General features: G+C 56.3%; 21 protein-coding genes. 6 read left to right on the top strand and 15 right to left on the bottom strand.

The window, feature by feature from the left end; genetic code table 11:
• Positions 1 to 18: 18 nt before the first annotated feature.
• Together AUQ42_RS02230 and AUQ42_RS02225 are read right to left on the bottom strand one after the other, a co-directional pair.
• Entirely contained in the window at positions 19 to 1,833 is a 1,815-nt protein-coding gene (locus tag AUQ42_RS02230; protein WP_068517333.1) for a sugar phosphorylase, read from the bottom strand.
• A 164-nt stretch (positions 1,834 to 1,997) separates the two neighbouring features.
• Positions 1,998 to 3,725 carry a thiamine pyrophosphate-requiring protein gene (locus AUQ42_RS02225; RefSeq protein WP_068517332.1) on the bottom strand — a complete coding sequence of 576 codons (1,728 nt, stop codon included), beginning with the start codon at positions 3,723 to 3,725 and terminating at the stop codon, positions 1,998 to 2,000.
• A gap of 137 nt (positions 3,726 to 3,862) precedes the next feature.
• Between AUQ42_RS02225 and AUQ42_RS02220 the strand changes: the two genes are divergently transcribed.
• Entirely contained in the window at positions 3,863 to 4,624 is a 762-nt protein-coding gene (locus AUQ42_RS02220) for an IclR family transcriptional regulator (protein WP_068517331.1), read from the top strand.
• Here AUQ42_RS02220 and AUQ42_RS02215 read toward each other — a convergent pair.
• Positions 4,609 to 5,625 carry an AraC family transcriptional regulator gene (locus AUQ42_RS02215; protein ID WP_082817684.1) on the bottom strand — a complete coding sequence of 339 codons (1,017 nt, stop codon included), beginning with the start codon at positions 5,623 to 5,625 and terminating at the stop codon, positions 4,609 to 4,611. The genes AUQ42_RS02220 and AUQ42_RS02215 overlap by 16 nt on opposite strands.
• A gap of 108 nt (positions 5,626 to 5,733) precedes the next feature.
• Here AUQ42_RS02215 and AUQ42_RS02210 point away from each other — a divergent pair, with 108 nt between their 5' ends.
• Positions 5,734 to 6,951: an MFS transporter gene (locus AUQ42_RS02210; protein WP_068517330.1), complete on the top strand. Its 1,218-nt coding sequence runs from the start codon at positions 5,734 to 5,736 to the stop codon at positions 6,949 to 6,951.
• A gap of 106 nt (positions 6,952 to 7,057) precedes the next feature.
• Here the strand turns inward: AUQ42_RS02210 and AUQ42_RS02205 are convergent, their stop codons facing one another.
• The 3 genes from AUQ42_RS02205 to AUQ42_RS02195 form a co-directional block, all read right to left on the bottom strand.
• The gene (locus tag AUQ42_RS02205) at positions 7,058 to 7,732 is read right to left on the bottom strand and encodes a dihydrofolate reductase family protein (RefSeq protein WP_068517329.1); all 675 of its coding nucleotides are present in this window, start codon (positions 7,730 to 7,732) and stop codon (positions 7,058 to 7,060) included.
• Between the two features lie 168 nt (positions 7,733 to 7,900).
• On the bottom strand, positions 7,901 to 8,890 hold the full coding sequence (gene araD1, locus AUQ42_RS02200; RefSeq protein ID WP_068517328.1) for an AraD1 family protein: 990 nt from the start codon (positions 8,888 to 8,890) through the stop codon (positions 7,901 to 7,903).
• A gap of 69 nt (positions 8,891 to 8,959) precedes the next feature.
• The gene (locus tag AUQ42_RS02195) at positions 8,960 to 9,733 is read right to left on the bottom strand and encodes an SDR family NAD(P)-dependent oxidoreductase (protein ID WP_068517327.1); all 774 of its coding nucleotides are present in this window, start codon (positions 9,731 to 9,733) and stop codon (positions 8,960 to 8,962) included.
• Between the two features lie 565 nt (positions 9,734 to 10,298).
• On the opposite strand from AUQ42_RS02195, the gene AUQ42_RS02190 reads away from it, so the two are divergent.
• Complete coding sequence (locus AUQ42_RS02190) at positions 10,299 to 11,045, top strand: FadR/GntR family transcriptional regulator (protein WP_068517326.1); 747 nt, start codon at positions 10,299 to 10,301, stop codon at positions 11,043 to 11,045.
• Positions 11,046 to 11,129: 84 nt separating this feature from the next.
• Here AUQ42_RS02190 and yjfF read toward each other — a convergent pair whose 3' ends face one another.
• The 4 genes from yjfF to AUQ42_RS02170 form a co-directional block, all read right to left on the bottom strand.
• Positions 11,130 to 12,107 carry a galactofuranose ABC transporter, permease protein YjfF gene (gene yjfF / locus AUQ42_RS02185; protein WP_082817683.1) on the bottom strand — a complete coding sequence of 326 codons (978 nt, stop codon included), beginning with the start codon at positions 12,105 to 12,107 and terminating at the stop codon, positions 11,130 to 11,132.
• Entirely contained in the window at positions 12,097 to 13,158 is a 1,062-nt protein-coding gene (locus tag AUQ42_RS02180) for an ABC transporter permease (protein ID WP_068517325.1), read from the bottom strand. The genes yjfF and AUQ42_RS02180 overlap by 11 nt, the downstream gene beginning before the upstream one ends.
• Entirely contained in the window at positions 13,155 to 14,678 is a 1,524-nt protein-coding gene (locus tag AUQ42_RS02175) for a sugar ABC transporter ATP-binding protein (protein ID WP_068517324.1), read from the bottom strand. Before AUQ42_RS02175 ends, AUQ42_RS02180 begins: the two co-directional genes overlap by 4 nt.
• Before the next feature lie 141 nt (positions 14,679 to 14,819).
• On the bottom strand, positions 14,820 to 15,767 hold the full coding sequence (locus AUQ42_RS02170; protein ID WP_068517323.1) for an ABC transporter substrate-binding protein: 948 nt from the start codon (positions 15,765 to 15,767) through the stop codon (positions 14,820 to 14,822).
• Between the two features lie 166 nt (positions 15,768 to 15,933).
• Between AUQ42_RS02170 and AUQ42_RS02165 the strand changes: the two genes are divergently transcribed.
• Positions 15,934 to 16,995 (top strand): aldose epimerase family protein, encoded by a 1,062-nt coding sequence (locus AUQ42_RS02165; RefSeq protein ID WP_231856658.1) that lies wholly within the window; start codon positions 15,934 to 15,936, stop codon positions 16,993 to 16,995.
• A 22-nt stretch (positions 16,996 to 17,017) separates the two neighbouring features.
• On the opposite strand, the gene AUQ42_RS02160 is transcribed toward AUQ42_RS02165, so the two are convergent.
• The 4 genes from AUQ42_RS02160 to AUQ42_RS02145 all read right to left on the bottom strand — a co-directional run bounded on the left by AUQ42_RS02160 (position 17,018) and on the right by AUQ42_RS02145 (position 21,751).
• On the bottom strand, positions 17,018 to 18,601 hold the full coding sequence (locus AUQ42_RS02160) for a gamma-glutamyltransferase family protein (RefSeq protein ID WP_068517322.1): 1,584 nt from the start codon (positions 18,599 to 18,601) through the stop codon (positions 17,018 to 17,020).
• A 128-nt stretch (positions 18,602 to 18,729) separates the two neighbouring features.
• Positions 18,730 to 20,055: a TRAP transporter large permease subunit gene (locus AUQ42_RS02155; protein WP_068517321.1), complete on the bottom strand. Its 1,326-nt coding sequence runs from the start codon at positions 20,053 to 20,055 to the stop codon at positions 18,730 to 18,732.
• Between the two features lie 6 nt (positions 20,056 to 20,061).
• Complete coding sequence (locus tag AUQ42_RS02150) at positions 20,062 to 20,631, bottom strand: TRAP transporter small permease subunit (protein WP_068517320.1); 570 nt, start codon at positions 20,629 to 20,631, stop codon at positions 20,062 to 20,064.
• 1 nt (position 20,632) lies between these two features.
• Entirely contained in the window at positions 20,633 to 21,751 is a 1,119-nt protein-coding gene (locus AUQ42_RS02145) for a TRAP transporter substrate-binding protein (RefSeq protein ID WP_170310173.1), read from the bottom strand.
• 333 nt (positions 21,752 to 22,084) lie between these two features.
• On the opposite strand from AUQ42_RS02145, the gene AUQ42_RS02140 reads away from it, so the two are divergent.
• Positions 22,085 to 22,822 (top strand): GntR family transcriptional regulator, encoded by a 738-nt coding sequence (locus AUQ42_RS02140; protein ID WP_068517319.1) that lies wholly within the window; start codon positions 22,085 to 22,087, stop codon positions 22,820 to 22,822.
• Between the two features lie 3 nt (positions 22,823 to 22,825).
• Here AUQ42_RS02140 and AUQ42_RS02135 read toward each other — a convergent pair whose 3' ends face one another.
• Positions 22,826 to 23,968 carry an AraC family transcriptional regulator gene (locus AUQ42_RS02135; RefSeq protein ID WP_082817681.1) on the bottom strand — a complete coding sequence of 381 codons (1,143 nt, stop codon included), beginning with the start codon at positions 23,966 to 23,968 and terminating at the stop codon, positions 22,826 to 22,828.
• A 124-nt stretch (positions 23,969 to 24,092) separates the two neighbouring features.
• Here AUQ42_RS02135 and AUQ42_RS02130 point away from each other — a divergent pair, with 124 nt between their 5' ends.
• A complete protein-coding gene (locus tag AUQ42_RS02130) occupies positions 24,093 to 24,698 on the top strand; it encodes a LysE family translocator (RefSeq protein ID WP_068517317.1) in 606 nt (201 codons plus the stop codon).
• Positions 24,699 to 24,895 lie beyond the last annotated feature (197 nt).

Genomic DNA, 24,895 nt, shown 5'->3' with positions numbered 1-24,895 from the left:
CACAATCTGAAAAACCGATCAGACCGGCATGGCATCCCGATAGCGTTGCAGCAACCGGCTTTCGGTGCGGTTGCGCCCGTCCCGGTTGGAAATCCACACGATCTGATAGGGCGCCAGTTTCATGATGCCGTCGTAATCTTCGATCACTTGCTGGGTAATCAAATCCTGCCAGCCTTCGGTCATGATCAGATTGATCTTCGAAAGATCAAGATCCTGTTGGGTCTCGGTCAGGTTAAAGACACAGAAAATGCTTTGTTCATTCAAATGCGACTGCCGCCAGATGCCCAGCAAATCCGGGCCGAGATTAAGGGTATATTGCGTGGCATTGGGGTGAAAGGCAGGTTGCCCCATACGGATCGACATAAGCGCGCGCAACTGATCAAACGCCGATTTGGCCGGACCATCTTCGGACAGAACCCGTTCTGCATCGGAAAGCTTCCAGATCTTGCGGTTCAGGCGGCGCGGAATACCGGTTTCCTCATAAGCCGCCTGATCATTTTCCGTTGCCAGAATGGTCTGGACATAGATCGCCGGGATCCCTTCAAGCGACATGGCAATTGCCTGGCTCATCACAAACCGTTCAAGCCCCATGGTCGCTTCACCGGCGAAGTTTTCAGCCAGCATGCTGTAAAGCGTCACATTGAGCTCATAGGGCTTTTGCCCGCCCCCCTTAAGCGCGCGGTAACTGACCTGCCCGCCCATCTTGAGCGCATGCTCGCGCAGGCCATCAATATCCTCATCGGGAATAAGGTTCTCGGCCGGACGTAGACCAATGCCATCATGGCTGGCGGTAAAGTTAAAGAACGTACAGCCCGCCGGGGCCGGCGGCATCGCCATGATGCATTTGCGGATATAGTCGCTTCGCCCGCTCAGCAACGCATGAATGATCACCGGCGGCAGCGAAAAGTTGTAAATCAGGTGTGCTTCATCCTGATTGCCGAAATAGGACAGGTTTTCCAGAAGCGGCAAATTGGTTTCGGTAATAAACAGCACATCGGGATAAAGCGCATTGCAGGCCAGCCGCATGGCCTTGATCAGTTTATGGGTCTGATCAAGATTGATGGATGTCGTCCCGACTTCTTTCCAGATAAAGCCGATGGCATCCAGCCGCACCACGCGCACACCATGCTTCAGGTAATTCAGCACCACGCGCAGCATTTCGAAAAACACATCCGGGTTGCCGTAATCCAGATCGACCTGATCATAGCTGAAGGTGCACCAGACGAACTTTTCGCCATCCTTGGTCACGACATCATTCAGCAACGCATGACTGCGCGGGCGCACCACATCGGAAATATCATCTTCAAGGCTTGCGGTTTTGATGTAATCGACACCGGGCTTCTCACCGGCCAGAAATTGCTGATACCAGGGATGCGACGCCGAAATATGATTGGCCACCAGATCGGCCATCACCGTGCCATGCTTTGCCAGATCCTCGACATCGCCCCAATCGCCAAGTTCCGTGCGAAGCTGGCTGAAATCGCTGACTGAAAATCCGTCATCGGATGTAAAGGGATGAAATGGCAGGATATGGATACCCGTCAGCCAGTCCTTCAGCCATTTACGATGAAACTCGCCAAGGCTTTGCAGACCCTTTTTGCCGTCCTGATGGATGCTGTCGCCATAGGTGATCAGAAACGCATCGCGCTGATCCCATTTGCGCAGGTTTTCCTCTTTGGGTTCCGGCCCGTCACCTTCGACCGGCAGGCCAAGCTCGTCAAAAACGCGCAGCACCAATGCTTCGTGATCGTGTTCGGGATAAACATCTGCAAGCAGGTTGCGCATCGCGCTGGCAAACGCAATCCGTCCCGAGGTTCCGACAACACGATCCATACTGGCTCCTTCCGGGCAGGCAATTCAAAGCATTACGCAATGAAATAATGAAATTGCACAGGATGCAAGCAGGGATTCCATTCTGCCAACAAAGCAGGCATTAATACGCAAAACGCCCGGCACAAGGCCGGGCGTGACAACATGGCGACTGCAACGATCGTGCCTTACGGCGCAATCGTTACCTCAACCAGCGCATGGGTGCGCTTGGTGTCGATATGTTTGATGGCATCGTGCAGAATACCCGGCAGGTCTTCGGGACGCTTGGCCTTGGCGACCCAAGCACGGCTGGCCTCGGCGACCTTGGTGAAATCCGGGCTGGGTTTAAGCGCGGTCAGCGGCATTTCATTGGTTTTCGCCGCATAGCCGTTTGGATACATCCCCGCCACCGACTGACGCACCGCCCCCCATTCATTGTTATTGAGAACAAGGATCAGGATCGGAAGTTCCAGCGCCTCGGCGATCTGATGACATGCCGTCGGATTGGCAAACATGTAGGAACCATCGCCCATGGTTGCGACCACAAGCTTGTCCTTGTCGGCCAGCTGATAGCCCATCGATGCCGGGAATGACCAGCCAAGCCCACCGGAATGCGGTTCCTGATACCAGCTGCCATGTTCCGAAAGTGAAAGCGGCTCCAGCGGACAGCCAAGCTCGGAAAACACCGTTGCCGCACGACCGGCAATCGCATCGGACAGACAGCGCGATACAAAGGCCTTGGTCATCGGGTCCACTGCCCCGGCATCGGCCATCGCCAGTGCTTTCTTGCGGGTTTCGGCATTGATCGTGGCAATTTTGCCCCGACGATCCGAACAGGTCGCGGCATGATCGGCATGACGACGATCCATGGCATCTGCCAACATCATGATGACATCACCGGTCTCGCCAACAAGCGAGATGTCGGCGGCAAAGTTACGCCCCGGGAAACGGGAATAAAGCGGGTTCTGACCGATCTGAACCACCTTGCAATCGGGACGCAATGTGTGGATATCGGGTGACCAGGGCGCCAGACAATCAATCACCACCACCGCATCGGCATCCTTAAGCCAGGGTGCCGGATCCATCCCGGCAAACATCGGATGTTCGGTGCCAATGGCAAGCTGGATCGCCCAATATTGCACGACCGGAATGCCCCATTGATCGACCAGCTCGGAAAAACGGCCGAACGCCTCGGCTGTTCCCGTCCCGCGCTGGGCAATGATCACCGGGTTCTTGGCATTGGCAAGAATGTCGGCGGCCTGCTCGACACTGGCTTGCGGCGGGGCAACCGGTACCGGCTGCATGCGAAGCGGCCCGTCAATCTCGTCCCCCGGGCAGGGTTCACACAGAACCTCACGCGGCAGACTGACATAGGTAGGGCCCTTGGGCACCGATGATGCGATGGCATAGGCACGATCAACGACTTCGGGCACCTGTTCGGGGAACTTCAGTTCATATTCCCATTTCGAACTTTCGCGTACCAAGGCCGCCTGATCGCGCATTTCCTGGCCCCAGCCGATCGGAACGGTGCGCGCGCCAAGGCGGCCCTTTTCCATCACCGGGGTTCTGCCCGACATCAGAACGACCGGCACATGTTCGGTCGCGGCATTGATCGCGCCAATCGCACAATTGGCAAGACCGACATTGGTGTGCGCCATAACGGCCTGCGCTTTTCCGGTCGCAAGGTAATAGCCATGCGCCATGCCCATCGCCGCATTTTCATGCGGCATGATCAAAGCATGCGGAAGATCGATATCCTTTGCTGCGGCTTCGGCCAGACCTTCGATGATCGGCGGAAAGTCGGTGCCGGAATTGGCAAAGATATAATCAATCCCGATCGCCTTCATGCGGGCCAGAACCGCCCCGCCGGCGGTCAGGGTAATCTGACCGGATTTGTCACGCGTGTCGTTTGTCATCAGACGCCTCTTGTTTTGCTCTTTCAATATTTCTATATTTGAAATATGATTTATAATATAGTTTATTATTGAAATCCGGGCGGCGTCAAGCATCGCGTCCGACTTTGACCCGTGGCGTTTTATGTGAATGGAAAATCATGACCAGCCAGCTCAATGGATCTGTCCTCAAGGCCTTTAAAATTCTGGATATTTTTGCGGCGGGGAAATCCGAACTGACGGCAAAGGAAACCGCAGACGCGCTTGGCATCAATATGATTACCGCCCACCGTTTCCTGCACACGCTGGTCCATGCCGGCGCATTGCGCGCCACGTCACGCGGGGTCTTCCGGTTGGGATATATGTTTGCCGATCTGGGCGAACGGGTTCTTCAGGGCGACAATCTGCCCACCCTGTTACAGCCGATCCTTGATCAGCTGGCGCGCGACACCGGGGAAGCCTGCATGGCGACCGAATTTGATCGCGACATGGCGGTCTGCATCGCCAAATCCCTGCCCGACCGGCCGCTTTATGTCGATATCCGGATCGGCTCGAAACTGGATGCTTTTTGCACGGCCCATGGCAAATTATGGCTGGCGCATATGGGCTCTGAAGATCAGGACCGCTATTTCAAGAACGCCCAACTCCGTGGCATGACCGATCACACCATCACCGACATAATAACCCTTCGGGACGAACTGCAAACGATCCGTCAACAGGGCTTTGCCACCAATAATGGCGAACGTGAAAATGATATTTATGCCATTGCTGTTCCGATCACGACCCAGCATGGCAAAATGATTTCAGGCTTTTCGGTTTTCGGCGCATCACCGGCAATCCTTGGCCAGCATCGCGACAGTCTGCTTGATCATCTGCGATCAGCAACACAAACCGCCCGCCAGGCCCTTTACGGCGCGGCGTAGTCCATGTGACGGATGGCGCCGGGTGATTTGCCCGTGGTGCGCTTGAACGCGCGGCTGAATGCCGCGACCGAGGCATAGCCAAGCCGTTCGGCAACCTCGTCAAGTGACAGGTTTTCACGCCCGATCCACTGGCTGGCCAGACGCATGCGCAAATTGGTCAGATATTGCTGCGGGGTGGCCTTGGTCAGCTCAACAAACCGTTCGGCAAAGACCGATCGCGACATCCCCATTTCCGACGCCATATCGGCAACCGACCAGTTACGGCCCGGCTCCTTGTGCAAGGCGGCCAGCAGCCGCGCAAGTTTGGGATCACGCACGGCCTCGACCCAGCCGCAAACATCACAGCCCGCCTCGACCCAGCGTCGCAGGATGGCGGCCGCCACCACATCGGCAAGCCTTGTCAGGATCACGCCATAGCCCGGGCGCTTGGCGCGCAATTCGCTGGTCATGACATCCAGGATCGCGGGAATTTGCGGATCATGATCGGGCACCGTTTCGATATGCATCACTTCGGGCTTAAGATGCGCCAGCGGATGCAGCCACCCCAGATCAAATTCCATCGCACAGCTGAAAATCAGATTGTCCTTTGACCGGCAGGCATCCGCTTCGCACGCCCGGATTTCAGACGCCGCATCGCAAAGCGGTGCCTTTTCAAAGGCATCGACACTGCGCATGGCAACGCCATCTTCGCTATAAAGATCGTGAATGCCCGCACAAGGCAGCAATACCGCATCCCCGCAACCCAGAACATGCACTGCCCCGCTTTTGGTGCGCAGATGAACTGTACCCTGCCCGATAAAGTGAAACCAGGCACGGGTGTCATCCATATCCTCGCCAAAGCGCAGGCCATAAGGTGCCGAAATCTCGATCCGGCGATAATCAAGCCCGCGCAATCGCACCCCCGACAGCAGGTCATTGACCATATCATGGCCCGCTTCGTTGAACTGGCCTTCGATATGGTTTGACGGGCTGTTGAATGCGGCATTCGGGATGGGGGACATGACATTCCGGACGATTGATCAATTAACTCAGACAAACTGTCATAGATCGTCCGAACGGTCCAGTCTATTTTAGGTGCAATGCACAAACACCTTCAAAAGGACTTCCGCATGAGTGAACCACAATCCGACGCCCGGCCTGCGCAGACGTCCGCCGTCGCGCCAGCACCTGCTGCATGGGCCGCCGTCATTTCAATGACACTGGGGGTATTCGGGCTGGTCACGGCCGAATTCCTGCCGGTCAGTCTTCTAACTCCGATTGCGTCCGACCTTTCGGTATCCGAAGGCCTCGCCGGTCAGGCCATTTCGGCAACGGCCTTTTTGGCCCTGATCACAAGCCTTCTGATTGCCACTGTCACCCGTCGGTTTGACCGCCGCAATGTCCTGCTTTCTTTCTCGATATTGCTGGTGGTTTCAAGCATCATCGTTGCGTCGGCGGAAAATTTTGCCTTCCTGCTGGTTGGCCGCGTGCTTCTGGGCATCGCCCTTGGCGGTTTCTGGACGATGTCGGCAGCAACCATCATGCGACTGGTGCCCGAAAACCATGTGCCGCGTGCGCTGGCCATCATGTTCAGTGGCGTTTCGGCCGCCACCGTCTTTGCCGCCCCGGTGGGCAGCTTCCTTGGCGATATCATCAGCTGGCGTGCAGTCTTCCTGCTGGCTGCGGGGATCGGCGTCATTACCTTCGTCGTACAATTCGCAACCCTGCCATCCCTGCCACCGCGCGGACGCGCATCGCTGCGCACCCTTGTTGACCTGATCAATCGTCCGGGCATGAAATTCGGGCTGCTGTCACTGGTCATCATCATTACCGGGCACTTTGCCCTGTTTACCTATGTCCGCCCGTTCCTTGAAAACGTGACGGGTGTGGCAACGGCCGGGATTTCCGGTGTGCTGCTGGGCTTCGGGGTCGCCAACTTTTTCGGCACCCATCTGGCCGGTGCGCTGATTGCGCGATCACTGCGCATGACCATTGCCCTGATGCCCTTCATCATGGGGCTTTGCGCCCTTGCCATGGTCCTGATCAATGGCGCGCTTAATCCGACCATCGTTCTGGTCGCGATCTGGGGCATGGCGTTTGGCGGTGTGCCGGTCGCCTGGTCGACCTGGATCACCCGCATGGTTCCCGATGAAGCCGAAAGCGGCGGCGGACTTCTGGTTGCCGGTTTCCAAACCGCAATCGCGGCTGGCGCCATCATTGGCGGGGTGATGTTTGATTTCATCGGCGCACTTGGCGTCTTTGAACTTGGCGGCATCGCCCTTGTCGTTGCCTCGGTCGTTGTTACCGCTGTCTTGCGCCCCGCCCCGGCTGTCAGCGAACAGGCTTGATCCCTCGCACCACCTGCAACACAGATCACACGACAAACGAAAAAGCAGCGGGTTATCCGCTGCTTTTTTTTACATTTGACCACCCTGCTCATAGGCTTCGATCAAATCAGGCAAGCCCTTCGGCGATGCGCATTTTGCGCTGTCTTTCACGTTCAGCATCCGACGGGGCGTGATGGGCAAAAGACCCGCATTTAACAGCTCCGTCCGGACGCAGAATATTCAGGCACACGCCCGTCGAAAAGGCCTGACTTGAAACCAGCGTCAGGTTGGTTGGCGCACCGTCGTTGCCAAACAGGCGCTTGCCCCTGCCAAGGATGGCGGGCATCACCCACAGGCGATATTCATCAACCAGATCATTGGCAATAAGGGCTTGGACAAGCTTGCTGCTTCCCTGTGTCAACAAATCCGGTCCATTCCCCGCCTTAATCGTGCGAATGGCATCGATAATGTCTCCATCAAGCGCCACCGAATTTTGCCAACTCAGACTGTCGGGATCGGATGTCGCGACGTATTTGGTAACACTGTTGAATTTCTGCCCGATCGGGTCATCATCGCCGGCATAGGGCCAGTGGGCTGCAAAAATATCGTAGGTATATCGCCCCAGCAGCAGATCATAGGATGCGGATAAATGATCCCCCATGATCTTGCCCATTTCCGCGTCCCAATAATGGAAAGTCCAGCCGCCAAATTCAAATCCGCCGGCGATGTCTTCGTCCGGGCCGCCCGGAGCCTGCATCACGCCATCAACCGACACAAAGGCCGATACAATCACCTTCCTCATCTGAACGCTCCTTTTTGCAGGCCGAACTTTATTTTCAGGCATGTTACGCCTGCATCGCCAATGCGGCAAAAGAAAACCCCGGCACATTGCGGCGCCGGGGGAAGTTGGTGTCGTTCGGAGGGAGACTGGGCTTTTACGCCCTTTGGAATTACAGGAATTCCCGAAAAATCAGATGGCTTTGACCACCACCGGGCGCTCTGCCTGAACCATCAGACGGTTACGGATCGGGCGGCCAAACAGGGCAGATGAAATTTCGAATTCATCACCGTCCTGTGTCGTGATGCCATCGGCAAAGCTGAGTGTCGCCGTGCCAAAGAAATGCGCATGCACATCACCCGGGCGGCGAAACAGGTCATATTTGAAGTGGTGATATTCAAGATTGGCGAGCGAGTGCGACATATTGTCTTCGCCGCTGACGAACTGCTTTTCCCAGATTACCTTGCCATCGCGATACAGACGCGAGGTCCCCTCGACATGGCTTGGCAGATCCCCCAGCAGCAATTCCGGCCCCATCGCGCAATGGCGCAGCTTTGAATGCGCCAGATACAGGTAGTTCTGACGTTCCATCACGTGATCGGAAAACTCGTTCCCGATCGCGAAGCCAATGCGCACCGGGGTTCCGTCATGGTCAATGATATAAACCGCGGCAATTTCCGGTTCCTCACTGCCATCCAGGGCAAAGGACGGGCTTGGGATCGCCGCCCCGGGATTGGCAACAATGGATCCATCGCCCTTATAGAACCATTCGGGCTGCACACCATGCTCACCGGCCTTGGGCTTGCCACCTTCGACGCCCATGCGGAACATCTTCATGGAATCTGTTTCATCGGCGGCCTTGTTATCGGCCTTGTGCATGTTTGCGCGCGCAGAGGCCGAACCAAGATGGGTAAGCCCGGTCCCGGTGACAAGAAAATGCGCCGGATCAACATGGGTAATCGGCGGCAAAAGGCGTCCGTCACGGACAACCTCGTTATAATCAACGCGGTCGTCCCCCATGCGAATTTTCGCCTTTTCGATCATCGTCATGTTTTTGGCAAGCGCGATGGTCGCAAGTTCACGGGTGGTGGAAACGCCCTTGAGCGGGATAAGGGTATTTTCGTCTTCGACCACGGCAACATGCTGCGCACCCGCGGTATCCTTGTATTGAACCAGTCTCATGAAAGTTCGTCCTGAATGATCTTTGTCGGTTATGTGAATGTCGGCTTGATCGCCAAGGGCAAAACCGCCCTAGACCCAGCCGCCATCAACAATGAAGTTCTGGGCGGTGCACATCCGGCTTTCATCGGAAATCAGGAACAGCGCCATGCGCGCGATATCCTGTGGCATCACCTTGTTCTTCAGACACTGGCGTTCATCGATTTCGCGCTCGGCGGCCTCATCAACCCAAAGATCAAGCTGGCGCTGGGTCATCACCCAGCCCGGAACAAGGGTATTGACCCGGATATGATCCTTGCCCAGATCGCGCGCCATGCCGCGTGTCAGCCCGTGGGTTGCGGCCTTTGCCGTGGTATAGCCCGGCATGCCGCCCTGCCCCATCATCCAGCTGACCGACCCGAAATTGACGATGGCACCACCGCCGGCCTTTTGCATCATCGGGGCGACGGACTGAATGGCAAAGAAGGACGGACGAATATTGATTGCCTGGCGCTCATCCCAGTATTCCGGGGTCACGTCCTGCCATTTGTGGCGGGTATCATTGGCGGCATTGTTCAAAAGCCCGGTGATCGGCCCGTTGATTTCGGCGGCCTTGGCAACCGCGGCCTGAAGGGCCGGGATATCGGTCAGGTCGCATTTGATAAAGACCGGCGCATTGCGCGCATCTTTTGAAAGCTTTTCGACAAGGGCGTTGCCCGCATCTTCCATGATATCGACAAAGGCGACTTTGGCGCCCTGCTCGACAAAGGCGGTAACAAGGGCCTCGCCAATACCCGATGCGCCACCGGTGATGAATACCGATTTATCTTCAAGGCTGGTATAGTGTGTCGGCATGCGATCAGACATGATCGGTGCTTCTCCCGTCGTGTGGTTTCTCTTTTGGTGTCTCTCTGCCGGTCCGGCACGGGGACTCCACCCCGCACGCGATCCGGATTTGCATTCAATAATGTTCAGAATAGGCATCATTGCCGATATGTGCAGCGCAAAAGACACCTGTCCGTAAAACGGGTTGCGGTGCCAATCACCCGCATCGGGCAACTGTGCGGATCAGTTTTGCGGCATTGTCATCCGGCCCGTGATCATGATGCTTCCTCCTGAAAATTATGTTTTTAATTCTTCATACAATAACATTAATGATCAGGATATCCGGGCCTGTCAAGCGACAAACGGGTGAAGTGAATTCTTTCGATCTGTCGCGCAGTGGTTTATAACGTACTGACCTTTGCGATTGCCGGTCCGGCAATTCGACCCCGCCCGAAATAATTATATGCTTTGCAACACAAAGCCTTGATGGGGTCAGATAAGTTGCCCTCGAAATTAATTCATATTATATGAATAATATCAAAGCGGGCCTTTTGCCGTTTTGCATTTTTACAAGGTCCTGGCCCATGGCCATGCCGGAGGGAATTTAATGTCGTCGATGTCAAGAACCTACGCCAAACGCAGCCTGCACAGCATCGTTGCCCATGATCTTGGTGCACGGATTGTTTCGGGCCAGCTGGCGCCGGGGGATGTGCTTCCGACCGAGGCGGCATTAAGTGAATCCCTTGATGTATCGCGCACGGCCCTGCGCGAGGCGATCAAGATCCTGTCAGCCAAGGGCCTGATTGAAAGCCGTCCGAAAACCGGTACGCGCGTCAAACCGCGATCCAGCTGGAACCTTCTGGACCCTGATGTCCTGTCCTGGCACTTCCCGGACCCGGACCCGGCATTCCTGTATGCGCTGTTTGAAACGCGTCTGATCATTGAACCCAATACGGTCGCCATGGCTGCTGTGCGCGCAACGCCCGATGAAATCAAGGCGATTGGCGATGCCTATGACGCCATGGAAAAGGCCGAACCGGGGACCGAAGCGGTCTATCTTACCGATCTGCAATTCCATCAGGCGATCCTTAATGCATCTGGCAACGATTTCATGAAATCATTCGGCATGCTGATTGAAACCGCCCTGATCGGATCATTCCGCCTGTCGTCAGGTGGCCCCAAGGCCCATGTGCAATCGCTTCCCGATCATCATGCGGTCTATGCCGCCATCAGCCACCGCGACCCGGACGAGGCGCGCGCGACCATGCACAAACTGCTTCGCCGCACCATGCGCCAGCTCCGCCAGCAACTTGGCATGTCGGTCGATCACGACTGGGACAAGATCGGGCTGTAACTCACAACCGATTGTCGGTTTTAAACCAAACAGAAACGGGCGCCAATGGCGCCCGTTTTTCATTATGCGTGATTGCATCATCAATCAGGTCGCCCCGGCCCGCATGCCCGAGAACGACCGTGTGATCAGGCGTTGCAGGACGATAAAGCCAAACAGCAATGCCCCGATCATGATCTTGGTCCACCAGCTGTTAAGCGATCCGTCAAAGGCAATCAGGGTCTGGATCACGCCCATGATGATCCCGCCAAAGAACGTGCCCATGACAAAGCCCATGCCCCCGGTCAAAAGCGTTCCGCCAATCACCACGGCGGCAATCGCATCAAGCTCCACCCCGACCGCGGCCAGCGGATAGGCCGATGCGGTATAGAAGGCAAAGACCACACCCGAAAGCGCACTGAAAAAGCCCGACAGGGTATAGACGCGAATGATGGTGCCATGCACCGGAATGCCCAGAAGTTCGGCCGAATGACGATCCCCGCCAATCGCATAGACATTGCGTCCAAATCGCGTGTAATGGGCAATCACCACACCGCCAATCACGGTCGCCAGCATGAGCAACGCCGATGCCGTCAGCCATCCACGCCCGGGCAGCGGCACTTTAAACCCGCTGAAGGCTGCGACAAACGGATGATCAATCGGAACGGAATCCAGATTGATCAGGAAACACACCCCACGCAAAAAGAACATGCCGGCAAGCGTGATGATAAAGGGCTGAATATCAAACTTGGCGATGATCACGCCCATGAAGGCCCCGAATGCTGCCCCGACAATCAACGATATCAAGGCCGCTATTAACGGATGCATGCCAAACCCGGTAACAAGTTCGGCCATCAGGACCCCGATAAAGGCAATCATCGATCCAACCGACAAATCAATACCGCCCGAAAGGATGACAAATGTCATGCCCACGGCCGTAATGATCAGGAACGCATTATCGGTCAGAAGCGCGCCCAGAACGTAAGTATCGGAAAAGGCCCGATGTTCAAAAATCCCGTAGCCATACAGCAATGCCAGAACCGCAAGCGTTGCAAGGATCGGGTAAAAACGTTCATTAATTTTCATCGGCTTTTCCCCGCTTCATGCGATCCATCGCCTGCCCGACCAGTTGGCGGGATTTCGGTGCCTGCACCAGAAGAACAATCATCACGACGGCCGCCTTGACGATCAGGGTATATTGCGACGGCAACCCCGAAAGAAGAATACCGGTACTCAGCGCCTGAATGATCAGAACGCCAATCACTGTCATGCCAATAAAGAACCGCCCGCCCATCAGTGACGCGCCGCCGATCACGACCGCCAGGATCGCATCAAGTTCAAGCCACAGCCCGGCATTATTGGCATCCGCCCCGCGAATATCGGCCGCAATAATGATCCCGGCAAAGGCCGAACACAGCCCGGATGCCCCATAAGCCATCAGCTTGATGCCGCGTGCATCAATACCCGCCACCCGGCTGGCGCGCGCATTGCCACCCACAGATTCCACAAACAAGCCAAGGGCCGTTTTGCGCATCACGAAAAAGATTGCCGCAATCACCGCCGCGGCAATGATCACCCGCCATGGAATGCCCAGCAAATAGCCGCTGCCGATCCCTTCAAAGAACGCGCCATGGAATGTCACGATCTGCCCATCGGTGATCATTTGCGCAATCCCGCGCCCGGCCACCATCAGGATCAGGGTCGCAATGATCGGCTGAATATCAAGGAACGCCACCAATATGCCATTCCAAAGCCCGCATAAAATCCCGGCCCCAAGGGCGGCCAGAATGATCACCGCCGGATGAAGATCGGTATCACGGATCAGCACCGCCATGACGGCACCCGAAATGGCAATGATCGAACCGACCGACAAATCAATGCCGCGCGTGCCGATCACAATCGCCATGCCCACGGCAACAAGGGCCGTTGATGCGCCGCGATGGACAACATCGACCAGCGATCCGTAAAGATGCCCGTCAACAATGCGAATATTGAAAAAGTCCGGCGAAATGATCCCGATGCCCAGCACGATCAGAACCAGTGCCGCGACCGGGCCAAACCACGGCCGACTTATCAAAGAAGATGCAGACATGGTGCTGCTTTCCCGTAATTTCTTTTTGTCCTGCAAACTGGTCATCGTGCAATCGCCTCGATGATCCGGGTCTGGGTGATTTCCGCACCCACCAGTTCGGATACCTTTTCGCGATCACGCATCACCGCAACCCGGTCGGCAAAGGCAACGATTTCTTCAAGCTCGCTTGATGCCACCAGCAACGCCAATCCTTCGTCACACAGTTCCTTGATCAGTTTGATGATGTCGGCATGGGCACCGACATCAATGCCGCGTGTCGGTTCATCAAGGATCAGCAGGATCGGCTTGGACACCAGCCAGCGCGCCAGAATGACCTTTTGCTGATTACCACCACTCAGCTGCCCGACCGGCTTTTCACTGTCCGGTGTTGCGATGCCAAGGGCCCTGATCATGTCATCGGCAAATTGCTGTTGCTCGGCCCGCGGGATCGGTCGAAGCCATCCGCGCCGCCCCTGAAGGGCCAGCACGATATTCTCGCGCACACTCAGTTCGGCAACAATGCCGTCCTGTTTGCGGTCTTCGGGACAAAGCCCAAATCCCGACCGGATGGCATGGCGCGGGGAGCGCAGCATCACCGGGTCCCCATCCAGAAACACAAGGCCGCTATCGGCCTTTTGCGTTCCGAATATCAGTTCGGAAAGCTCCGTCCGCCCCGATCCCAAAAGCCCGGCCAGACCAACGATCTCGCCCGCATTCAGATCAAGCGACACTGGCTCCAGCACCCGTTTCTTGCCAAGATTTTTGACCTGAATGCTGCGCTTTGGCCCGGCATAGCTGCCCTCGTCCTGATGGCGGTGCGCACTGACTTCGGCCAGTTCACGGCCCAGCATATGGTTGATAAGATCAATCTGCGGCAGGTCCTTGGTCACAAAGGTGCCAACAAGGCGCCCGTTGCGCAAAACCGTGATCCGGTCGGTTACGGCATAAACCTGATCCAGGAAATGGGTAACAAAAACAATGCCCAGCCCCTTGTCGCGCAAGTCACGCATGATGCGAAAAAGTGTCTGGATTTCATCACCGTCAAGCGATGCGGTCGGTTCATCCAGGATCAAAACCCGGGCATCGAGCGCAACCGCGCGCGCAATCGCCACCAACTGCTGGATCGCCACCGAATAGGATCCCAGTGGCCGATTGACATCAATATCAAGCCCAAGCGTTTCAAGGGCGGCCTTGGCATCGGCCTCGGTCTTTTTCCAGGAAATAAGGCCGAATTTCCGCGTCTGGCGTTCAAGCATCAGGTTTTCGGCCACCGACAGGGTCGGCACCAGATTGACTTCCTGATAGACCGTGGAAATCCCAAGCCCTTGCGCATCGCCTGGATGCTGCGGATGGATTTCGATGCCATCGAGCATCACCGCCCCGGCGTCACGCGGATGCACCCCGGTAATCACCTTGATCAGGGTGGATTTGCCCGCCCCGTTTTCCCCCAAAAGGGCATGAATTTCACCACGTTTCAGGTCAAAATCGACATCCTGTAACGCCTTGACCCCGGGAAAGAATTTTCCCGCACCGCGCACCGAAAGCACGGTGTCGCGTCCCCCGTCAGAAAGTGCGGCGTTTGACATGTTCCTCACCCTCTCCCTGTTTTTTGATTTTTGTTCCTGATACGGCGCGACGCACCCCGGCCAAAGCCGAAGCACGTCACCCCCACTACCCAGCCACGCAACCGGCACCGTCACCCAAGGATCACGGTGCCGACTGACATGTTATTTGCTGCGCATTTTGTATTCTTCTGCTGCGGTATCAGGCAGGAAAAGCGGACCATTTGCCTTGATCCATTTCGGAACTTCCTGACCGGCCTTGGCGGCCTTGATCGCGTCAAAGGACGGCCCGCCCAGATGCGGGTTCAGCTCGATCGTGGCGTTGGTGTCGCCATCGGCCATCGCCTTGAAGATATCGGGCACCGCATCAATCGAAACGATCAGAATATCGGTCCCCGGTTTCAGACCGGCTTCCTTGATGGCCTGCACAGCACCAAGTGCCATGTCATCATTATGCGCATAAACCGCACAGATATCCTTGCCGCCATTTTCGGCCTTCAGGAAGCTTTCCATCACTTCCTTGCCGCCCGAACGGGTGAAGTCGCCCGACTGCGACCGGATGATATTGATGCCCGGGAAGTTCGAAACAACCGATTCAAACCCGGCTTTGCGGTCATTGGCCGCAGATGATCCAACCGTGCCCTGCAATTCGACAACATCGCAAACCGCGTTGGTTTCCGCCGCAAGCCATGCAGCGGCAAGCGCGCCTTCAACCACAAAGTCCGATGCCACCTTGGTCAGATACAGGTCTTCGCTGGCGTCAACGCCGCGATCCACCAGCACCACCGGAATACCGGCATCTTTTGCTTCTTTGAGGACCTGATCCCAGCCGGTTTCAACAACCGGGGCCAGAAGAATGCCGTCAACGCCCTGCGCGATGAAGGAACGGACAGCCTTGATCTGGTTTTCCTGTTTCTGCTGCGCATCGGAGAATTTGAGATCAATACCGCGTTTTTCAGCCTCGGCCTTGATCGATGCGGTTTCAGACGTCCGCCAGCCGCTTTCAGAGCCGATCTGCGAAAAGCCGATCATCATTTCAGCCTGTGCCGCAAATGAAAGACCAAGCGCAACGCCAAGTGCCGCAGTTGACACTGCAAGCTTTTTGAATTTCACCACGATTTCCTCCCTAAGTGTGGTTTTATTGCTTAAAAGCCATATAGTATTACAATATGATTTGTTAACGCTCAACCATATAGTGATTGCGATCCGCCACCTATCGCCTATAACGATCAAAAGCATCGGATAAACCGAGAAAAATCAAAGATTACGGGAGAACAGAATGCCCCAAAGCCACCAACCATCAGACATGGCAGAACCATCCTCGGAAACCCGTAATTCGGGTGAAAATGCCCCGCGTGTGGTGCTGCGCACGTCGCAGATTCGCCTTACGGTTTCTGCGCTTGGCGCGCGCATTTGCGCCCTTGATTTGTATGAGGATTCAGATCCCAGTGGCACAAACATCGCCATCGGCCTTGCAGATGATGCGGCCTATCTGGCACAGGACAGCTATATCGGGGCTGTTTGCGGCCGCTACGCCAACCGGATCGAAAAGGCCCGCTATACCGACCCAGACGGTCATGACGTAACGCTTTCCGCCAACGAGGGTGAAACCCACCTTCATGGCGGCAAGGACGGGTTTGACCGGCGGGTCTGGGATATTGCCGATCAGTCGGAAACAATCGTGACGTTCAAGCTGACCTCACCTGACGGGGATCAGGGCTATCCGGGCACGCTGAATGCGACGGCAACATATTCGATTGTCGGTGAAAACCGCTTGCGTCTTGATATTTCGGCAACCTGCGATGCGCCCTGCCCGGTCAATATGACCAGCCATGCCTATTGGAACCTGACGGGTAAATTTGACCAATCAGCGGCCGATCATGTCCTGAAAATCACGGCCAATCATTGGCTTCCGGTCGATGAAAAACTGATCCCGCTTGCCGATAAACGCGACGTGACCGGTACCGGCTATGACTTCCGAAGCCCGGCCCGGATATCAGACATGCTACCGCGCGCGACACAGGGCTTTGACCATAATTTCTGCCTGACCGGGGATCGCGGTGCCCTGCGCCATATCGCCACCCTTTCCGATCCCGACAGCGGCCGTTCGATCGAACTGTCCTCAACCGAGGCCGGCTTGCAATTCTATCTTTCCCAACATTTCACCGACGCCATGAAATCGGCAACCGGCGTGCCCCTGCACACATCCGCCGGCATCGCACTGGAACCACAAACCTGGCCCAACAGCCCCAACCGCCCCGACTTCCCAAGCCCCTGGCTGAAACCCGGCGAAACTTACCAGCATGTGATTGAGTGGGAGTTTTCATCAAAGACCAGCTGAACCATCCCCCAAAACATGCAAATCAGATGGCGGCTACGGTTCCATCCGCGCGCGGATCCGTTGCACCTTCCATAACCCCGTTCGAACGCAAACGGATGCCACCGGCATGGCCCATCATGTCTTCATAGGGGCCAACGATCTCGACCGCGTGGCCTGCTGATTGGAGCTGATCAATCAGGGCCGGATCAAAGCGGTTTTCAAGTTTAAGCGTGGTGGTTTCATCGCCCCAGGTCTTGCCGAGCAACCAGCGCGGCGCGGTGATTGCTTCCTGCAAATCCTGACCAAACAGGACATTGCGGGTAAAGACCGCCGACTGGGTTTGCGGCTGGCCCTCGCCGCCCATGGTGCCATAAGTCAGAACCGATCCGTCATTGAGCCTTGCCATCGCCGGATTGAGCGTATGGAACGGCAAGCGCCCCGGTCCGAGCTGATTGGGACCGTCATGAAGCGTAAAGCTGGCCCCGCGGTTCTGCCACAAAACGCCGGTTTCCGGCACCACAATGCCCGATCCGAATTCCCAGAAGATGCTTTGGATATAGCTGACCGCAACACCGTTGGCATCAACCGCCCCCATCCAGATGGTATCGCCGGGCTTGGCAACATGCGGCCAGGGCTGCGCGGTTTGCATGCTGATATTTGCAGCCTCCTGCGCAAGGTTTTCATCCGAAAGCAACGCCATCGGATCAATGGTCATGCGGTCGGGATCGCCAACATGATTGTTGCGGGCGATAAAGGCGCGCTTGGTCGATTCAATCAGTCCGTGGACGTGATCAAATCCGTCACCCGCCTTCACCCCCAGCCGGTCAAAAAGACCAAGGATCATAAGCGATGCCACCCCCTGGGTCGGTGGCACCATGTTAAAGACCGTGCCGGCCGACAGCCGGACCGAAAGCGGCGTCATGACCTTGGCGTGGTAGCTTTCCAGATCGGCAAGCGCGATCGGGCTGCCGACGGCAGCAAGACCATTGGCATTGCTGCGCGCAATGTCGCCGCGATAAAAATCATCAAGCCCGACCTTGCCAAGATGCTCAAGCGTCGCGCCAAGGGCCGGTTGCTTCAACACATCGCCAATCGCGGAAATGCCATTGGCGGCATAGGTATCGACAAAGCCCGGAACGTCTTTGAGTTCCGCCATTTTGGTTGTGGTCAGTTCGACCTGCGATTTCGTGACCGGCACCCCGGCCCGGGCGTGATGCACCGCATCGGCAAGCAACCGTTCAAGCGGAACTTTCCCGCCGATCCCTGTTGCGATATCAGCAGCCTTGATCCAGCCACCAATCGCCCCGGCAACCGTTAACGCCGCCAGCGGCCCGCGCGACGGGATCGCGGCATGGCCCTGCTGACGATAGAAATCGGGGGTCGCAGCCCCCGCCGCGCCGCCGCAAGCCCGAATGGCAACCGGGTCCTTGCCCGGTTCGGCAATCAGCCAGAACCCGTCACCCCCGATCGCATTCATATGCGGATAGACAACCGCAATGGTGGCGGCCGCGGCAATCATTGCCTCGACCGCATTGCCGCCATCGCGCAGAATATCCCGCCCGGCCTGGGCTGCCAGATGATGGGGGGCCGTAACCATGCCACCAAGTGCGGTTCTTGAACGTAACATCGTAATCCGGCCTCCCTGCCGTAATGCTTTCGGTCATGCTGCGTGCTTTTCGCACATTGTCCGGTGATTTCTTCTTAGCGCCGTTTTTCCAGAACGGCGCCCGGCTTTTCACATCGTAGAAAGAAATCCTACCAGCCGATCAGATCAGGCAACCAGCTTGTCAGTTCCGGGAAAATGAACAGCAGGATCAGGGCCAGTGCCTGGATACCGATAAACGGTATCACACCGCGATAGATATCAACTGTCGAAACCGACGGCGGTGCCACCCCCTTAAGGAAGAACAGCGCCCAGCCAAAAGGCGGTGTCAGGAAGCTGGTCTGCAAATTCATCGCCACCAGAATGGCAAGCCAGGCCATATCGATGCCGCTATTGTGGAATACCGGCAAGAACATCGGAAGCGCGATATAGGAAATCTCGATCCATTCAAGAAAGAACCCGAGAACAAAGATCACGCCCATCATGAACAAAAGGTTGCCCATATCGCCGCCCGGCACCCATTCAAACATCGCATGAACAAGCCCCTCGCCACCAAGCCCGCGGAAGGCCAGACCGAATGGCTGCGCACAGATCAGGATAAAGAACACCATTGCACTGGTGATCAGGGTGTCATGCAAAACATCGCGCATGACGCCAAGGCTGAGACGCCGGGTAAAAAGCGCAAGAAGCAACGCGCCGAGCGCCCCCATCGAGGCCGCCTCGGTCGGGGCGGCAATCCCGCCAACGATCGATCCAAGCACAGCAAAAACCAGCGCCAGCGGCGGCAAAACCACCTTGACGATTTTGATCAGCAGATCGCGCGAACTGAGAGCGTCGCGCTCATCCTGGGGAATGGCCGGCACCATGTCGGGCTTGAAGATCCCCAAAAGGACAAGATAAAGCCCAAGCATCCCCGCCAGGATCAGCCCCGGCAACATGGCCGCGGCAAACAGGGTCCCGACAGATTCGCCTAGAATATCGGCCAAAAGAATTAGGACCAGACTGGGCGGAATGATCTGCCCAAGGGTGCCCGATGCACAGATCACCCCGCTTGCAACGCCCTTGTCATAGCCGCGATTGATCAGCGGCTGGAGCGACAGCAACCCCACCGTCACAACCGTTGCCCCGACCACGCCCGACGATGCGCCCATCAGAACCCCAACAATAACAATCGCAAGCCCCATGCCGCCCTTGAGCCGCCCCATGGCATGACCGATCACATCAATCAGTTCTTCGGCCAATTTCGACTTTTCAAGCATCACCCCCATAAAGATAAAAAGCGGCAAGGCCAGAAGCGTATAGTTGGTCACAACCCCGTAAACGCGCGCAGGCAACAGATTGAACAGGCCGGTTCCAAAACCCATAATCCCAAAGGCAAATCCCGAAATCGCAAGCGAGATCGCCACCGGCACACCAAGCACGAGGAAGCCAAAGAAGCCCCCGACCATGCCGATGGCCAGCCATTCATTTCCGGTCATGTCTGATTAGTCTCCTGCGCCGCTTTGTGGTATCGCGGCGGATGTCTCATAGGTGGGAACGCCGCTTTCGGCGCGTATCTGTCGATAATTGATCATTGCCTGTGACACGGCCTGCACCAGCAAAAGCCCGAAGCCGACGGGAATGAATGCCTTAAGCAGGAAGCGATATGGCAAGCCACCCGGATCGGGGGATCCTTCGCCCATCATGATGGATTGCTCGACATAGGGGATCGAAAACCAGATCAATGCCGCGCCAAGAATTGCCATCAGAACAGCCGAAAACAGGTCAATGACCGCCCGGGCCCGCAGGCCCAGACGTTCATAGAGAAAATCGACCCGCACATGACCGCCATGACGCATGCCATACGCCATGCCCATCAATGCAATCGGCGAGACCAGATGCCATTCAAGCTCCTGCATCGCCACACTTCCCGAATTCAAAAGATAGCGCAGCAACACATTGCCGCCGACCACCAGAACAAGGGCCAGACCACTGATCGCAGCCCCCCATCCGGCAATATCGACAATCAGGCCAAGAACACGGTCAAAAGGCGGTTCGGTACGGGTCGTCGTCATGTCAGCTCATCCCGTCTTTGGATGAAATGATCCCGTGATAGGGTTTTTCGCTGACGGCCGCCCATTCGTGATGGTTATCGCGGAACGCCATGAAGCTTTCATGGACCTTTTTGGTGATCGGGTCCTTGGCGGCTTCGGCTTCGAGGGTTTCCTTGGTGATGCCCTTAAGCTTGGTGACCACTTCATCAGGAAGGGTCTGGGCGGTCACGCCAAAGTTCTCGACCAGATCACGCAGGGCGGCTGCGTTATTGGCTTCGCACCAGGAATGGCTGTCAAGGTTGCAGGCTTGGGCAGCGTTCTTGACAATCGCCTGAAGGTCGGCCGGAAGGCTTTCCCAGGCCTTCTGATTGATCAGAAGTTCGGTGACGTTGGACGGTTCGTGCCAGCCGGTGGTGTAATAGTATTTCGCGGCCTTCTGCAGGCCCAGACGACGGTCCTGATAGGGGCCGACAAACTCGGCGGCATCAATCACACCACGCTCAAGGGCCGGGAAGATTTCCCCACCCGGAAGCAGTTTCACTTCAACACCGATCTGCTGGTACACTTTGCCCGCCAGACCCGGAATACGCATTTTCAGGCCCTTGAAATCATCAAGGCTTTCGATCGGTTCGCGGAACCAGCCGGTCATCTGAACACCGGTATTGCCCATCGGGAAGGCGACAAGACCATATGGCTTGTAAACTTCATGCCACAGATCAAGACCACCGGCATGATAAAGCCAGGCATTCATGCCCTGGAAGTTCAGGCCGAACGGAACCGTGGTGAAATACTGGGCAGCAAAGATCTTGCCGGCCCAGAAATAGGCGTTGGCCGCATTCATTTCGACCGTGCCGGCCTGAACCGCGTCAAACCCTTCAAGGGCCGGGATCAGCTCGCCTGCGGCAAAATGCTGGATATTCAGGCGCCCGTTTGACATCTCGGTCACGCGTTTGCAGAAATCCTCCGGGCTGCCCGGACCGGTCACATAAAAAGGCGACCCGGGACCATAGGCATTGGTCATTTTCCAGTTAAAGGTTTCCTGGGCACGCACGATATTTGGTGCCGCCACAACAGCTGCCCCCGCAGCTGCCGCACCGACTGCGGACTTTGTCAAAAAGTCGCGCCGTTTCACATTCGTCATTGATGTCTCCCTGATAGAGATAGCTATTTCTTTGAAACGTACTCTCAACGGAATGCATTCCGCATTATGTATACATCTTGCAACCGTCGTGCCATTTCATATTTTTCAATGACTTATGTGATTTTTACCTCTCACCCAACAACAAGTTATGTTTATTATTTAATCATTATCTTGCGCTGCATATATTTATTGCACATAAAATATGCAGCAAACCGGGTCGCGTAAAAGCAATCATGCGCAACTCTTGGTATTCTTGGATTTGATGGCAAAACTGATGTATACATTCCTTAAAGGGAAACCGCATAAACCTCGTAAGAAGGGTTAAAACGCCATATGATCGAGCTTCGCCAAACGCTCAGCACCGCCTCCGACCAGCCGGATTCTGTCGGCATTGCCCAGCAATTGTGTCAGGCCCTTGAAGATGACATCGTGAAGGGCAAATTGCCGCCCGGGCAGCGCCTTGAAGAACCGCTTCTGGCAAAGCGTTTCGGCGTGTCACGCACCCCTGTCCGCGAGGCCCTGCAACTTCTGACCGCAACCGAACTGGCCGAAAAGATCCCCAATCGCGGGGTCTATGTTTCGCTTGCCACCCCGGAACGGTTGACCGCAATGTTTGAAAGCATGGCCGAACTCGAAGGCATGTGCGGGCGCCTTGCCGCCAAACGCATGACCAGCGGCGAACGCCACAATCTTGAAAAGATCCATCACGACCTGGCACAGACCGTCCGCCATGGTGACAGCGACAATTATGAAACGCTGAACCGGGCCTTTCACAACGCGCTGTATCGCGGCACCCATAATGATGTTCTGGTCGATGTGACATTGTCGGTGCGCCGTCGGGTCGCGCCATTTCGCCGCGTACAGTTCCAAAGCCTGGCCCGGCTTGCCTCCTCGCACGAGGAACATCAGGGCATTGTCGATGCGATCCTGCGCGGCGACGTCAAGGCGGCCGAAGAATTGCTCTATGGGCATATCATGTCGGTTCATGACATCAGCCAGGATTATCTGGCCAGCCTGCGCAACGACAAGACAGCGGAAAAACCATCCGACAAGGTCATGATCGCCAAATAACCATCAGCCTGCCCCGGATTGCTTGCGCAAGCCCCGCCGATATCCGCCCGGCCCCTCTCCGAAACGGGCCTTGAAGCGCCGCGAAAAGGCCGGCATCGATTGATATCCACAGCGCAGGGCGACCTCGTCCATCGACAGATTGGTGTCGCGCAACATGGTGCGGGCGCGGATCATGCGCCAATCCTGAAGATATTGCATCGGCGGCACCCCGACACATGCCCCGAACCGCACAACAAACCGGGTCCGCGACATCCCGGCATGACGGGCAAGGCTTTCGGCATTCCAGTCCTGTTCGGGATTGCGGTGCATGACCGTAAGGGCACGACTGATCCGCGGATCAGCAAGCCCCGCCAAAACACCGGGCGGCAAATCATCCTTGCCCAGCTGCGACCCCAGAATTTCCAGAACCACGACCTCCATCAGGCGTGCAAGCGCTGCCTGCCAACCGGGTCGGCGGCTTGTGGCAAGATCGGTGATTGCCGCCAGAACCGCGCCATGGGCCGCATCATGTGGCAGCTCGTCGGGTGGCCCGTGGGGCGCCTCATGGGGTAGCTCATAGGGTGGCTGCTGGAGTGACTGACGCCGATCCCCGCCACGCAACACCACATGATCATCAATCAGCGCCAGTCCCGGATGCCGGATGGCCTCGTCAAAGGCACAGAACCCGCATAACATCCGCATATCGGCATCCTGCCCGTGCGTTGGCTCTTGCGTTGGCCCGTCCATTTGTCCATGCATTTGCCCATACATTTGCCTGACCATCTGCTCGTCCATATCTCCGGGTGCCGGGTTGGGAACCTTTTTCCGGTTGCGCAAAATGCCGGTCTGCGGATCAAAGCCGTGGGCCATCGCAGTGGCCAGATCGACCGGCATGACATTGGCCGGTCCTGTTTTCTGCTGTGCATCGGCAAGAATATGGGCCTTGCCATTTGGCACCAGAACAAGATCACCCGGCCCAAGATCAAGTGCCAGATCGCGATCCTCAAACAGCAATCGGCATCCGCCTGCCAGCACAAGATGAAAGCGGATCCGCGCCCCTTCGGCCGGAACACGGACGCAAAACGCCCCTTGCATTTCCGCTGTGAAATAGAAATCCGATCGCAGTCTTAAATTGCTGCACACATCACTCAAAACGTCTGGCTGCATGATTGCCCGTGTTTTTGGAACGATCTGATAAATTTTTAACAGGTTATCGCAAAGACGACGGCGACGAAATCCTCAATGATCTCTCCATCGCCCCTGATGGCACGCAAAAAATGGAATAAGATCAATGCCCCCGGAAACACTCGCCGCCCTGATCGGTTTTGCCTTTGTCATGTCCCTGTCGCCCGGCCCCGGCAATTTCCTGTTGCTGGCTTCGGGTGCGAATTTTGGCATGGTTCGCACGGTCCCGCTGATCCTTGGCATCAGCTTCGGATTTCTGTCGATGGTCTTCATCGTCGGGCTGGGGCTTGGGGAAGTCATGGCCAGATATCCGGTGATTGACGATATCTTGCGCCTGATCTGTCTGGCCTACATTCTGTGGCTGGCCTTTCGCATTGCACGGATCAGATCATTTGGCAGCGCAGATCACCCCGCAGCCCGACCGGTCAGCTTTATCGAAGCCGCCACCCTGCAACTGGTCAATCCCAAGGCCTGGACCGTCGCCCTTATCGTCACGGTCACCTATATGTCACCGGATGGCGGGATTGCTGGACTGCTGGTCATGATCGGGATCTTTGCACTGGTCAATATTCCGACCATTTCAAGCTGGGCTCTGTTTGGTGCGGCCATGCGCAACTTTATCAGCCACGGCAACCGCACCCGGATTTTCAACATCATCATGGCACTGTTGCTGGTGGCATCGATCGCCCCGCTTCTGATGTTCAACAGGTAGAATACATAGCGCAACATTGGCAGCCAGAGCAGCCACACAACCAGAAACGACAAAACCCTCGACCAGAAGGTCGAGGGTTTTTGATATCGTGTGATGTTAGGGAATATGATGCTGTATTTGGAAGGCCCGGCGGTGACCTACTCTCCCGTGCCTTAAGACAAAGTACCATCGGCGCAGGCTGGTTTCACTTCTGAGTT

It is taken from the genome of Thalassospira sp. MCCC 1A02491, from assembly GCF_001613785.1.
GTDB lineage: Bacteria > Pseudomonadota > Alphaproteobacteria > Rhodospirillales > Thalassospiraceae > Thalassospira > Thalassospira povalilytica.
Note: the sequence above shows the minus strand (reverse complement) of the source record. Positions and strands in the feature narration are given on the sequence as shown.

Coding starts and splice junctions, on each gene's coding strand:
- AUQ42_RS02225 (WP_068517332.1), bottom strand. CDS start 3,725: ATGACAAACGACACGCGTGACAAATCCGGTCAGATTACCCTGACCGCC.
- AUQ42_RS02160 (WP_068517322.1), bottom strand. CDS start 18,601: ATGTTACGTTCAAGAACCGCACTTGGTGGCATGGTTACGGCCCCCCAT.
- AUQ42_RS02165 (WP_231856658.1), top strand. CDS start 15,934: ATGCCCCAAAGCCACCAACCATCAGACATGGCAGAACCATCCTCGGAA.
- araD1 (WP_068517328.1), bottom strand. CDS start 8,890: ATGAGACTGGTTCAATACAAGGATACCGCGGGTGCGCAGCATGTTGCC.
- AUQ42_RS02140 (WP_068517319.1), top strand. CDS start 22,085: ATGATCGAGCTTCGCCAAACGCTCAGCACCGCCTCCGACCAGCCGGAT.
- AUQ42_RS02150 (WP_068517320.1), bottom strand. CDS start 20,631: ATGACGACGACCCGTACCGAACCGCCTTTTGACCGTGTTCTTGGCCTG.
- AUQ42_RS02155 (WP_068517321.1), bottom strand. CDS start 20,055: ATGACCGGAAATGAATGGCTGGCCATCGGCATGGTCGGGGGCTTCTTT.
- AUQ42_RS02230 (WP_068517333.1), bottom strand. CDS start 1,833: ATGGATCGTGTTGTCGGAACCTCGGGACGGATTGCGTTTGCCAGCGCG.
- AUQ42_RS02135 (WP_082817681.1), bottom strand. CDS start 23,968: ATGCAGCCAGACGTTTTGAGTGATGTGTGCAGCAATTTAAGACTGCGA.
- AUQ42_RS02145 (WP_170310173.1), bottom strand. CDS start 21,751: ATGACGAATGTGAAACGGCGCGACTTTTTGACAAAGTCCGCAGTCGGT.
- AUQ42_RS02175 (WP_068517324.1), bottom strand. CDS start 14,678: ATGTCAAACGCCGCACTTTCTGACGGGGGACGCGACACCGTGCTTTCG.
- AUQ42_RS02130 (WP_068517317.1), top strand. CDS start 24,093: ATGCCCCCGGAAACACTCGCCGCCCTGATCGGTTTTGCCTTTGTCATG.
- AUQ42_RS02215 (WP_082817684.1), bottom strand. CDS start 5,625: ATGTCCCCCATCCCGAATGCCGCATTCAACAGCCCGTCAAACCATATC.
- AUQ42_RS02190 (WP_068517326.1), top strand. CDS start 10,299: ATGTCGTCGATGTCAAGAACCTACGCCAAACGCAGCCTGCACAGCATC.
- AUQ42_RS02205 (WP_068517329.1), bottom strand. CDS start 7,732: ATGAGGAAGGTGATTGTATCGGCCTTTGTGTCGGTTGATGGCGTGATG.
- AUQ42_RS02210 (WP_068517330.1), top strand. CDS start 5,734: ATGAGTGAACCACAATCCGACGCCCGGCCTGCGCAGACGTCCGCCGTC.
- AUQ42_RS02180 (WP_068517325.1), bottom strand. CDS start 13,158: ATGACCAGTTTGCAGGACAAAAAGAAATTACGGGAAAGCAGCACCATG.
- AUQ42_RS02220 (WP_068517331.1), top strand. CDS start 3,863: ATGACCAGCCAGCTCAATGGATCTGTCCTCAAGGCCTTTAAAATTCTG.
- yjfF (WP_082817683.1), bottom strand. CDS start 12,107: ATGAAAATTAATGAACGTTTTTACCCGATCCTTGCAACGCTTGCGGTT.
- AUQ42_RS02195 (WP_068517327.1), bottom strand. CDS start 9,733: ATGTCTGATCGCATGCCGACACACTATACCAGCCTTGAAGATAAATCG.